The organism is Kushneria avicenniae (assembly GCF_900112585.1).
In the GTDB taxonomy this organism is placed as follows: Bacteria; Pseudomonadota; Gammaproteobacteria; order Pseudomonadales; family Halomonadaceae; genus Kushneria; species Kushneria avicenniae.
The window spans coordinates 191668-203876 of sequence record NZ_FOLY01000004.1; the positions used below are offsets into that span (position 1 = coordinate 191668).

Sequence of the window (12209 nt, forward strand, 5' to 3'; positions counted from 1 at the left end):
TGACGCATTAAAAAAAACCCGGCCTGGCCGGGGTTTTTTAATGGATGGTTCAGTTACGCGCTATCCGTTGCGGAGGCTGGCCTTGAGGTGAACATCCAGGGTGATGTCGAGCTGCTCGAGCGCCAGCGCCCGCTCGCGCCCCTCGGCGCTGGCGCGATAAAGGTGCGGTGTCATCACCAGCAGGTCCTCGATCTCGTCACGTTGTCCGAGCCGGCAGGTCTCCCGCACAGTCTCGCTGCCGCCGGCATGAAAGCCATCTGCTGGCGCACTGCTCATGTCACGTGGCGCCTTGAGCGTCGGGTAGATGATCTCGCGCAGTTCACGCAAATGATCGGGCCCGGCCTCGATTTCCAGCAGCAGCCCGCCGGGTTTGAGCACGCGGGCGAACTCGGCCGGCGTCGGGAATCCGAACATGCACAGCACCACATCCAGAGACTGATCCGGCACCGGAAGTGCGGCGTTACTGCCCACGACCCAGGCCATGCGCTTGTCCTGCCCGGCCGCCGCCTGCACTGCCCAGCGGGAGATATCCAGCCCCAGCACCGCAAGTTCACGCCCGCCGTCGTTCACCCCGGCCAGCGCGCGCAGGTAATAGCCCTCACCGCAGCCGGCATCCAGTACGGCCAGCGGCGTGCGCTCGGGCGCATGGGCCAGTATGCGGCGGCTGACGGCCCCGGCGATGGCCTGATAGTGACCGGCTTCGAGAAACCGCCGCCGTGCAGCAATCATCAATTTGCTGTCGCCCGGGTCGCGGGAGCGCTTGTTCTGAACCGGCAGCAGATTGACGTGGCCCTGACGCGACACATCAAAGCTGTGGCCCTGCGGACAGCGCCAGCCACCGTCCACACGCGACAGTGGCGCACCGTCCAGCGGGCAGCGCAGCGCTTTGAAGGGCACAACGCTCATAACGCCACGCCCTGATCGGACAGGCGCGCCAGGGCGAACAGGGCAAGCTCCGGCAGGCGGCGTCCCTGGTCCAGCCAGAGCCCCAGCGCCTCGCCCAGCGCACTGGCGAACTTGAAGCCGTGACCGGAAAAGCCGCCGGCCACAATCAACCCCGGCAGCGGTTCATCGATCAGAAAATGCTCATCAGACGTGCGAATGTACTGGCACACCGCACCAGAGCGCAGTGCGCCAACGCCCGGAAAGTAGCGGTCCACCACCTGCTGGAGCTCGCGAACATCATCCTCGTGCTCACCAAAGGGCGCCATCGCCTCGCCCGGCACCAGCGGCTGACCGCTGTCATGGCGGCCGATCTTGAAACCGGCGCCGTCAATGTCGGGAAAACCGTAATAAATAGCGCCTGACGGCGTGGTCAGGCTGAAGCCCGGAAAGTGATCCTGCGCGTAGCGGGCATCACATGCATACCAGGCAAAGGTCTTGCGCACTCGCGTGAGTGGCAGATCAACCCCAAGCCCTGCCATCAGCGGTGCCACATGCTGACCGCTGGAGAGCAGCACACGCCCGGCGCCAAAGCGCCGACCATCGGCACAGACGGCCACCCAGCCGCCCTGCTCGCCGGCCTCGAGCCGGATCACCTGCGCGCCGGTGGCAAGCGCTATCTGCGGGTTTTGCTCAACGCGTTCACGCCAGCAGGCCAGAATCCGCTCGACATACAGCACCCCGGCCTCAGGCTCGAAACAGCCATGCATGGCTTCATCCAGCGCCCAGCCGGGCCAGCGGCTTGACACCTGATCACCGGGCAGGCTGTCGAGCGCCAGGCCGTGCTGTCGGGCGCTGGCCTCGACCTGGTCGATAAAGGGTGCCCCGGGCGGGCCGACGTTGACTACGCCGGTGGGCAGAAACAGCGTCTCGCCGCTCTCTTGTTCCAGCTCTCTCCAGAGCTTGAGCGCGCGTCGGGCCAGCGGCACATAGCTGCTGCCCTCGCCGTAGGCCTGACGCAGCAGACGCGTTTCACCGTGATGCGCCCCGTGCTCATGAGGTGGACTAAAGGCATCAAGCAGCTGCACGCTGGCATCACTGTGTCGGGCGAGCCAGTCGGCGGTCGCCAGTCCCATGCTGCCGGCGCCGATGATCAGATAGTCGGTGTCCGGATAGTCGTTACTCAAGGCCGTCACAGCCGCGGCTCCTTTTTGGCGGATTCAACAAGGGCGCTTGCCGGCTGACCGGAGCGACGGCGCCCCTTGCGCTCGCTGCGCGCGATCAGCGCCGTGCCGGCCAGATCACCGGTGACATTGAGGGCCGTACAGCCCATGCCCACCAGCGCATCGATCGAGGTCAAAAGCGCGACGGTCTCAATCGGCAACCCGACCTGTGAAAACACGGTGGCGATCATCACGATGCCCGCGCCCGGCACGCCGGCGGTGCCGATCGAGATCAGCGTGCCGATCAGCACGATCTGCAACATGGTGGCGATGTCCAGCGGTGTGCCCATCACGTTGGCGGCAAACACCGCCGAAATGGCGATACGGATCGCCGCGCCATCCATGTTGATGGTGGCCCCCAGCGGCAGACTGAAGCCATACAGTGGCTGGGGCAATCTCATGCGATGGGCAGCGTTGAGACTCAGCGGCAGCACCCCGGTGCTGCTCTGGGTCGCAAAGGCTGTCGCCATGGGCGTGCGCGCCTCACGGAAAAAGTCCCGGAGTCTCACGCCAAAGAGTTTCATCAACACGCAGTAGACCAGCAGGTGCACACCCAGCGCGATATAGAGCACCATCACCATGTCGCCCAGCGACAGGAGGGTCTCAAGCCCCTGCTGGCTGACGGTATTGGCCACGATGGCAAACACACCGATGGGTACAACGTGCAGAACACCGGCCATCACCGTCATGGTCACGGCGTTGAACCCTTCCAGCAGGCGATAGAGGTGATCCCCCATCTCGCGCTGGGCATCACTGGAACGCATGAACAGCAGCGCCAGGCCAAACACCACCGCGGTGAAGATAATCCCCAGTAGATTGGGCTCGGCAAATGCCGAGACGATGTTGCTGGGCACAATGTTCAACAGCACCTGTACCAGCCCGGGATTGTCCGGCACGCTGACACTGGCATTGGTATCCAGCGTCAGGCCCTGCCCCGGATTAAAGAGCGTGGCCACCGCCAGTCCCACCACGATCGCCAACGCTGTGGTCACCACGTAATAGAGCAGCACCTTGCGCCCGATGCGCCCCATCCTGCCGGCATCGGCCTGGTTGATACCGACCATCAGGGTAAAGAGCACGATGGGCACGATCAGAAACTGCAAAAGACGCAGCAGCAGATCGCCCAGTGGCGAAAGCCAGGTCACATACTCACCGCCGAACAGACCGGCCAGTACCCCCAGCACCAGTGCCAGCGTGATGCGCAGGATCAGGGAGGCCTTTAAATAGGCGCGAAACAGGGTTTTCATCAGACATCCTTGAAGACGAGAAACAAGCTTGACCAGGGCGCTATGGCACGCCTGGCGCGGCCCGAAATACGGCCGCTCTGCTTCGGGCGGGGATTATGCCATTAACGTGCGGGCAAAAAAGTGCAGTAACCGGCCGTGCCAGTCATTTTCGGCCTCATCATTCAGGATATGCCCTTCGCCTTCCAGATAAACCACTTCGGGCGTGCGTCCGTATTGTTTGAGACGCGCTTCAAGACGGCGCGTCATATTGACCGACCACAGGGTATCCGCCGTGCCGTGGCTTAAAAACAGCGGCCCGTCATAGCGCTCGATCCCGATCGGCGTGGTCGGCAGAAGTCCTTCGCTACTGCCTCGCCATGACCAGGCGCGCTGCGCGCCATCCCACGCCTGCCAGCCCGGATCGCCACTGTCCCGGAAAACACGACCGTCAAACCCGCCGCAGATGACGTCCGGCGGCGCGTGCGCCGCAACACATTCGGGAAGGCCTTCCATCCCTTCCTGTGCCATCAGGGCAGTCACCAGTAGCGCATGCTCCGCGCCTCGCGAGGCGCCATGAAGTCCCAAGTTCGGTCCGCTAAAGGCAAAATGTCGAAGCGCGCGCAGGGCCTCAATGGTGCGATCAAGCGGCACCTCAATGATCTGGCCGGCATTCCACGCATTGCCGCCAACGGAGTAGCCCAGTGGAAAGGCCAGAAAACCATGGGCCGCCAGCATCACGGCATGGCGATGACTCCAGCCCGACCAGGCCCCTTCGGAACCGTGCAGAATCATGACAGCAGGAAACGGTCCTTCGCCGGCCGGTCCATAAGTGGTGCCCCAGCCAGGCAAGGGGCGGCGAACAATGGCAGGCTGCATCATCGAACTCTCCACACTGGTAAATCATCGCTGAGCCAGTTGGCAGGCCAGCGCGACCATCACCTGGCCGAGCCTGGCAAAAAAGCGGACTAGAGACGCCCGGCCAGCCGTTCACCAAGAAGCCGACCGTTTTCCAGACAGTCTCCGACCGCGATGCCGTCGCGCCAGTTGCCTGCCAGCGACAGTCCGTTGTGATATTCAAGCGCGCGATCCAGACGGGCAATGCGCGCCTGATGGCCCAGCTCATACTGGGGGATGGCCTGCGGCCAGCGGTTGACCTGCTGCCAGACCGGATCGCCGCGAATGCCGAGCAGATCACGCAGGTCGTAGAGCACCTGCTGAACCTGCTCGGCGTCACTGCCTTCAGCGGCCTCGGGCTGACGCCGGCCGCCGATGAAGGCGTTGATCAGGCAGTGTCCCGCGGGCGCCCGGCCTTCGAAAATGGTCGAGGAGAAAAGCGCGCCCAGCGTCCGGCGCCTTTCAACGCTCGGTATCAGCACGCCAAAGCCGTCCAGGGCGTGCGTGATGTCCTCGCGTCGAAAGCCCAAAGCGACGGCGTTGACCGACGGGTAGGCGATTTCAGCCAGCGGCGCGGTCAGCGCTTCATCCAGCCCCATTAGCAGTTTGATCGCCACCGGCGCCGATACCGCCAGCACCAGCTCGCGCGCGCGAAAGACACGCCCGGTGCTGTCAGTGATCTGCCAGCCCTGTTCGCCTTTCTCGATAGCAGCAACCTCACACTGGCACTGAATCTCGCCGCCATTCGCCGTGATCTCCTCGCCAAGCCGCTCGGCCAGCCGCCCAAGGCCCGAAGGGAAGCTCACCAGCCTGCCGCGCCACTCGGCCGGCATCTCGGGCGTTGCCCGACGCGACTGCCAGAGCTTCGTCAGGCCACCACGGATCAGCGAACCGTATTCTCGCTCGATGGCGACCAGCCGCGGCATGGCGGCCTGCGCCGAGAGCCGGTGCGGGTCGCCGGCATACACGCCCGACACAAAGGGGTCGACCATGCGCTCCAGCACCCGCCGACCGAGACGGCGCTCGACAAAGCCGGCCAGACTCTCCTCCTCGGCCCGGCTCTTTTTGACGAAGGGCTCGCGAATGATCTGCGACCAGCCTTCACGCCCGATCAACGGATTGTTCAGCGCGCGCAGCGGATGGGTTGGCAGTGCCACAGGGTGGCCATCCATCGCCACGAAACGCTTTTTGGCCGTCGGATTGGCCGACTGCGCCTCGTCCAGCAGATTCATCTCTTCGAGCAGACGATAAAGCGGCGGCTTCATGATCAGCGTGTTGGGGCCGATCTCGGTCTGCCACTCGCCATCGCGCCGACTGCTGATATTGCCGCCTACGCGCGCTTCACGCTCCATCAGCGCCACCCGTTTGCCGCACCGGGCCAGGGTGCGCGCGCAGGCAAGGCCCGTGGCCCCACCGCCCACCACGAGCACGTCATGGATATCGCCGTTCATACTGCCCTCATCCATCGCTTCCCCCCTGCGGGCGTTCGATTATCGTTGCCTTGCAGACCAGCATACGCAGCGCCACGTTTGAGGACACGTGACACATCGCCGCCAGTGCTTCTGGTATGACGTTGACATCAAAAAGCCCGGCGCGTGGCCGGGCCCTTCAACGCTCGATGCAGGCGTTATCAGTCGTTTTGGCCGATTTTATCCTGCGTTCTTGTCTCGAAATCGCTGGCGTCATGGCGTTCGTGGAGCTGGGTTTCCGGCTCGCCGAAGGTGCGATTGACCATGCGACCGCGCTTCACTGCCGGGCGAGCATCGATGTCGCGCGCCCAGCGCATGACGTGCTCGTAGTCTTCCACCTGCAAAAACTGCGCTGCGTTATATAGCCGGCCCAGCGCCAGCTGACCGTACCAGGACCAGATGGCGATATCGGCAATGGTGTACTCATCGCCTGCCATATACGTGTTCTCGGCCAGATGGCGGTTGAGCACGTCAAGCTGACGCTTGGTTTCCATGGCGTAGCGATCAATCGGATACTCGAGCTTCACCGGCGCATAGGCATAGAAGTGGCCGAAACCACCGCCCAGAAACGGCGCGCTGCCCATCTGCCAGAACAGCCAGTTCATGGTTTCGGTACGCGCCCCGTGTTCATCGGGCAAAAATGCCCCGAACTTTTCGGCCAGATAGAGCAGGATCGAGCCGGATTCGAACACCCGCGTGGGCGGCTCGGTGGTGTGATCGACCAGCGCCGGAATCTTGGAGTTCGGGTTGACCGCGACAAAGCCGCTGCCGAACTGATCGCCCTCGCCGATCTCCACCAGCCAGGCATCGTATTCCGCGCCGTCATGCCCCAGCGCCAGCAGCTCCTCGAGCATGATCGAGGCCTTCACGCCGTTGGGCGTGGCCAGCGAGTAAAGCTGAAACGGATGCCTGCCGACCGATAGCGCCCTGTCATGTCTGGCGCCGGCTTCGGGGCTATTGATGCTGGCAAACTTGCCACCGCTCTCTTTTGGCTCCCAGACCCGGGGCGGTGTGTATTCCTGATCACTCATGAGACATGTCCCTGTTAACCTGCTTTGGGGTGCCCGGCACCCGACGTCACGAAAAAGATAGCGGGTTAATGAAGTGACAGCGACCCTGAATCTCATACTCGATGAATACCGACCGCCAGCTTCAGGCAAAGCCGCCGTTGGCACGCAGTATCTGCGCGTTGATCCAGCCGCCGTCGGGGCCGGTCAGAAACGCGACCGTGGCGGCAATCTCTTCGGGCTGGCCCAGACGTTCAAGTGGTGCCATGTCCGCAATGCGCTGCACGGTGTCGTCACTCTTGCCCTCGAAAAAAAGCTCGGTGGCGACCGGGCCGGGGGCCACGGCGTTGACCGTAATCTCGCGACCGCGCAGCTCGTTGGCAAGCACTTTGACCAGCCCCTCGACGCCGGCCTTGCTGGCGATATAGGCGCCATAGCCGGGAAAGGATTTCGCCAGCACACTCGACGACAGCGCAATGATACGACCACCCCGGGTCAGCACTTCACCGGCTCTGGCCATGACCAGCCAGCTGCCACGCAGATTGATCGCAAGCGTCTGATCGAGCACGTCCAGCTCATCACTCTTGATATGGGCCATCGTCATGATGCCGGCGTTATTGACGACCACATCGAGCCGCCCGAAGGCTTCAAGGGCCGTGGCAAACAGACGTTCGACCGCTGCGGCATCGCTGATATCGGCCTGGACGGCCAGTGCCCGCCCGCCGGCGGCTTCAATGTCGGTCACGACCGATGCCGCACGCTCGGCACTGCCGGCGTAGTTGACGACCACGGCGAAGCCATCGTCTGCCAGTTTCAGGGCGATGGCCCGGCCGATACCACGCGAGGCGCCGGTGACCATGGCTACCCGCTCGACCTATTTGTTCATGAACGCTACTCCGTTTCGGGGTTGAACTTCCCTTGAGCGACATTGCCACATCTTCAGGGGCCACGCCCGGGACTACACTGACCATAGCCCTTTTCGTTCATCCTGCCCTGATGGGCCTTCCGGTCACCCATGTCGAGGAGAAGACGCATGATCAATATCAGCGGTGCAGGGCACTATACGCTGGGCGAGTGGCCGGTGTGTCGCATGGGTTACGGCGCCATGCAGCTGGCCGGCCCCGGTGTCTTTGGCCCCCCGAAGGACCCGGCCATGGCGCGCCGCGTCCTCGAGGGCGCCATTGAGGCGGGCGTCGATCATATCGACACCTCCGATTTCTACGGCCCGCATATCACCAATCAATTGATCCGCGAGGCGTTGCACCCTTATCCGGATCAGCTGCACATCGTGACCAAGGTCAGCGCCCGTCGCGATGAAAAAGGGGCCTGGCTGCCGGCGCTCTCCCCCGAAGAGCTGACCCGTGCGGTAGAGGACAATCTGAGACATCTGGGGCTCGAGACACTGGAGGTGGTCAATCTGCGCAGCATGATCGATCCCCACGGCCCGGCGGAAGGATCGCTTGAAGCCCCCTGGACGACGCTGCTCGAATTGAAGGAGCGGGGCCTGATTCGTCATCTGGGACTGAGCAACGTCACCGCCACTCAGGTGCGCGAGGCCCAGAAAAGTGGCGACGTTGCCTGTGTGCAGAACCAGTACAATCTGGCCCAGCGCCAGGATGACGCGCTGATTGATGCACTGGCCGGCCAGAACATTCCCTATGTGCCCTTCTTCCCGCTTGGCGGGTTCACACCACTTCAGTCGGATGCGCTGGATGAAGTGGCCGCACGCATCGAAGCGACGCCGATGCAGGTGGCGCTGGCCTGGCTGTTGCAGCGCTCGCCCAATATCCTGCTGATCCCGGGCACCTCGACGCTTTCGCATCTTGAGGAAAATCTCGATGCCGCCAATCTGGTACTGCCGCACTCGGAACTGGCCGTGCTGGACCGGATCTATCGGAGTGAAGAAGGCGATCGTCCCTGGACGGGCCATGGCGTCTGACACCAGTGAGCCCGGTGCCGCGCCGGGCGTTGACCAGTTATTCCATGATGCGATACCCCACAAAAGTCTCAGGGCCGTCTCGCCTGGCGGCCGGTAAAATGCTGCCCCCTTTCAAACCGAAAGCGTAACGCCCGGTCCGGTCACGGCCGGGCCATCATTCGTGTTTGGCACCCGAACATGGACCAGGGCGCACCTCTCTCCCCGTTATCCCGGGGCACTGCGACGCCCCTTCAAGCCGAAGAACCACTGCCATTCCGGGAGCATGACCGCATGACCACCGATACTGTCTCATCCGTTGCCGGTGAGGCCACAGTGCACGCGGCGCCGGCCAACACGCCGCGCCGAGTGATGATCGCAAGCCTTGCCGGCACCACCATCGAGTTTTATGACTTCTATATCTTTGCCACCGCTGCGGCGTTGGTGATCGGCCCGACCTTCTTTCCGGGCGAATCCTCACAGATGCAGGTGCTGGCCGCTTTCATGAGCTTCGGGCTGGCGTTCGTGGCCCGCCCGGTGGGCTCGTTTCTCTTTGGTCACTTCGGTGATCGTATCGGGCGCAAGTCGACACTGGTGGCCAGTCTCGTGCTGATGGGCGGCGCCACGGTGGGCATCGGGCTGTTGCCGGGCTATCAGAGCATCGGCATTGCCGCGCCGATTCTTCTGTGCGTATTTCGTCTGTGTCAGGGGCTCGGTATCGGTGGGGAATGGGGCGGTGCGGCGCTTCTGGCTACCGAAAACGCCCCACGCGGACGACGGGCCTTTTTCGGCATGTTCCCGCAGCTGGGGCCGTCGCTGGGGTTTCTGCTGGCCAACGGTGTCTTTCTGGTGATTCTGCTGTCGATCAGCGATGAGGCCTTCATGGCGTGGGGCTGGCGCATTCCGTTTCTGCTGAGCGCCGTGCTGGTGGTCATCGGGCTCTATGTACGCACCACTCTGGTGGAGTCCGAGGTCTTCACCCGCGAGCAGCAAAAACCGCCCGGCCGGGCTCCGCTGGTCGAGCTGCTGCGCGATCATCGCGAACCGCTCTTGCAGGGGACGCTGGCCATGGTGGCCTGCTACGCCATCTTTTATATCACGACCGTCTTTACGCTCAACTACGCCACCCAGACCCAGGGCATCGATCGTGGCACCTTTCTGGGCATGCTGTGCTTCGCCATTATTTTCATGGCCGTGGCCACGCCGCTGTCGGCGCTGGCCTGTGACCGCTTTGGTCGCAAGCCGGTCATTCTCAGCGGGCTGATCTTTACCATGCTGGTCGGGCTGATGCTGGCGCCGTTGATCAGCAGCGCCTCCATTCCCCTGACACTGGTATTTCTGTGTCTCGGTCTGACGGCGATGGGCTGGATCTACGCACCGATGGGGGCCCTGCTGCCGGAGCTTTTGCCCACGCGAGTGCGCTACTCGGGTGCCGGCGTTGCCTATAGTCTCGCCGGTATTCTCGGCGCGTCGCTGGCCCCCTATGCCGCTCAGTGGCTGGTCGGACACGGCGGGCTGTCATGGGTAGGGTATTACATTGTCGGCATGGCGATTCTGAGTCTTCTGGCCATGCTGAGCGTGCGCGAAACCCGCGACAGTATGCTGTAGGGCATTGTCTCTCGAGCGTCAGACCTGACGGGTCCCCTGCCGCCCCGACCCGGGGCCGGCAAGGGTGTACCGACAACAGAGGGGCTAAAGAATCAGAAGCGTCAGGACGATATAACGCAGCGCCTTTCCAAGGGTCACCAAACCCACAAACCAGAGCAGGTTGACCCGCAGCATACCTGCGATCAGTGTCAGCGGATCCCCGATGATCGGCACCCAGGCCAGCAGCAGTGACCAGCATCCGTAGCGACGAAACTGCTGTTCGGCGCGACGCATGACATCGGGTTTCTGGCGGGCCAGCCAGCCCTGATTGGCCCAGTATCCCATGACGTAGTTCACCAGGGAGCCAAGCACATTGGCCACCGTGGCGATCAGCACCAGCGTGACAGGAGAACCGCCCTTGAGCAGCAAGGCAGCCAGCACGGCTTCTGACCCCATCGGCAGGAGCGTGGCTGACACGAGGGCCGAGACGAAAAGTCCGGTCTGACTGATATCGAACACCCTGCCTCCACGAAGTGGCCTGACGGCCATGAGTCTTCAATGGGGACTGACATGGCCGCTGGCATGTCTCGCGCCAGGTATTAAACTTGTTGCCCCATGACTCCTAAAACTTTTGATGAGAAGGCAGCCCTCATTGGTGTCTATCGGGGGCCAGGAAGGCCTTCTCGGCGCACATGGCGCCTGCTGGCATAACACGACGCCCCCCTGGGCGTCACCGAGAATACGCCACTGCTCTGCTCACAGGCTGCATAAGGCGCGCCGATGATCGATACGGTAAAAAAGCTCTGGTCGCCCGGCACTTCAGGCAATCCACTCAGGATGCGACGCCAGATTGCACTATGCAATCAGGTCGGCCTGCTGGGTACTGCAGCGACGGTGCCTTACCAGCTGTTTTATTACTTCCATGACCTTGTCTTTTATCGCGGCGTATTCATCGCCAACCTGCTGTTCATGGCGGCTTATCTGCTGGTACTGCTGCTGAATCACGCGGGACGACACAACACGGCCAGCAACGTGTTGCTGATCAACGCCTGCTGCCAACTGTTCGTCGTGACCTGCTTTATCGGCGCCGAAGCCGGCGTCAATCTGTTCTATTTCACCCTCGCCTCCATACTGGCATTTCTTTACCAACGTCTTCGCATCCGGGTGTATGCCACCATCATGACGTCGTTTGGCGCGCTGTATGTTGTATCGTATGTCTGGTTTACGCCCGACACCGCGCTGACACCGGTGCCCTCCCCCTGGATCGACATCATGTATGTTGTCAGCGTGTCAGGTGCGTTGACGCTATCCGGTGTTTTTCTCTACCTCTTTCGCCAGCAGATCGATGATGCAGAGGATGAGTTGACCCTGATCAATCGAGATCTGGAAACCCTCAGCAACACTGACCCGTTAACGGGACTTGCCAACCGGCGAGTGCTGGATGCCAAACTCGAACGAGAATGGTCGCGACTCCTGCGACGCCAGCAGGCGCTGTCCGTCATCATGTTCGATGTGGATCATTTCAAGCTTTTCAATGACCGCTATGGCCACGCCGGAGGGGATCGCTGCCTGCAACAGATTGCGACGGCGTCGAAAAAGGTAACCCTGAGGCCCTCCGATCTTCTGGCGCGCTATGGCGGGGAAGAATTCGCCGTTGTCCTGCCGGGCACCGATGAAGCCGGGGCCCGGCTGATGGGCGAGCGTTTACGCAGCGCTGTGGCAGACCTGAAGCTGCCCAATGAATCATTGGGTAAAAAGGCCTGTGTGACCATCAGCGTTGGCGTGTCGAGCCTCGAAAATATGGCGTTTGACGCCGATGAACATGGGGTCGTTCACCTGTTGAAATGTGCAGATGAAGCGCTCTATCAAGCGAAATCGAATGGCCGCGACCAGGTGGCCTATCAAGCGTATGACAGCACGGTCTCGGGCCGGGGCAGCCATGACAGACCCAATGGCTCTCCAGCGCTTTATGACAGTGGCAGGGTAAGGTCGCTCTGAGCGGGTTG

The 12209-nt window shown here is 62.4% G+C and carries 11 protein-coding genes; 3 read left to right on the plus strand and 8 right to left on the minus strand.

Translation table 11 applies throughout. The features are described from left to right. Positions 1-60: 60 nt before the first annotated feature. The 7 genes from BM079_RS10170 to BM079_RS10200 form a co-directional block, all read right to left on the minus strand. Positions 61-906 (minus strand): putative RNA methyltransferase, encoded by an 846-nt coding sequence (locus BM079_RS10170; protein ID WP_090133631.1) that lies wholly within the window; start codon positions 904-906, stop codon positions 61-63. After that, positions 903-2078, minus strand: coding sequence for an N-methyl-L-tryptophan oxidase (gene solA, locus BM079_RS10175; protein WP_217639674.1), 1176 nt, complete (start codon positions 2076-2078; stop codon positions 903-905). Before solA ends, BM079_RS10170 begins: the two co-directional genes overlap by 4 nt. After that, a complete protein-coding gene (locus BM079_RS10180; RefSeq protein WP_090133633.1) occupies positions 2075-3352 on the minus strand; it encodes a dicarboxylate/amino acid:cation symporter in 1278 nt (425 codons plus the stop codon). The genes solA and BM079_RS10180 overlap by 4 nt, the downstream gene beginning before the upstream one ends. A 93-nt stretch (positions 3353-3445) precedes the next feature. Further along, positions 3446-4210 carry an alpha/beta hydrolase family protein gene (locus BM079_RS10185; protein WP_245742965.1) on the minus strand — a complete coding sequence of 255 codons (765 nt, stop codon included), beginning with the start codon at positions 4208-4210 and terminating at the stop codon, positions 3446-3448. 86 nt (positions 4211-4296) lie between these two features. After that, positions 4297-5691, minus strand: a complete 1395-nt coding sequence (gene hemG, locus BM079_RS10190; protein WP_090133635.1) for a protoporphyrinogen oxidase — start codon at positions 5689-5691, stop codon at positions 4297-4299. Between the two features lie 164 nt (positions 5692-5855). Further along, complete coding sequence (gene yghU / locus BM079_RS10195) at positions 5856-6725, minus strand: glutathione-dependent disulfide-bond oxidoreductase (RefSeq protein ID WP_090133637.1); 870 nt, start codon at positions 6723-6725, stop codon at positions 5856-5858. A gap of 121 nt (positions 6726-6846) precedes the next feature. Further along, positions 6847-7560 (minus strand): SDR family oxidoreductase, encoded by a 714-nt coding sequence (locus BM079_RS10200; protein ID WP_090133639.1) that lies wholly within the window; start codon positions 7558-7560, stop codon positions 6847-6849. A 174-nt stretch (positions 7561-7734) separates the two neighbouring features. Here BM079_RS10200 and BM079_RS10205 point away from each other — a divergent pair, with 174 nt between their 5' ends. Both BM079_RS10205 and BM079_RS10210 read left to right on the plus strand, forming a co-directional pair. After that, on the plus strand, positions 7735-8640 hold the full coding sequence (locus BM079_RS10205) for an aldo/keto reductase family oxidoreductase (RefSeq protein ID WP_090133642.1): 906 nt from the start codon (positions 7735-7737) through the stop codon (positions 8638-8640). Positions 8641-8910: 270 nt separating this feature from the next. Beyond that, positions 8911-10224, plus strand: a complete 1314-nt coding sequence (locus tag BM079_RS10210) for an MFS transporter (protein WP_090133646.1) — start codon at positions 8911-8913, stop codon at positions 10222-10224. An 84-nt stretch (positions 10225-10308) separates the two neighbouring features. On the opposite strand, the gene BM079_RS10215 is transcribed toward BM079_RS10210, so the two are convergent. Continuing rightward, on the minus strand, positions 10309-10722 hold the full coding sequence (locus tag BM079_RS10215) for a YqaA family protein (protein WP_245742967.1): 414 nt from the start codon (positions 10720-10722) through the stop codon (positions 10309-10311). Between the two features lie 261 nt (positions 10723-10983). On the opposite strand from BM079_RS10215, the gene BM079_RS10220 reads away from it, so the two are divergent. Beyond that, complete coding sequence (locus BM079_RS10220; RefSeq protein WP_090133651.1) at positions 10984-12201, plus strand: GGDEF domain-containing protein; 1218 nt, start codon at positions 10984-10986, stop codon at positions 12199-12201. The last annotated feature ends 8 nt before the right edge of the window (positions 12202-12209 follow it).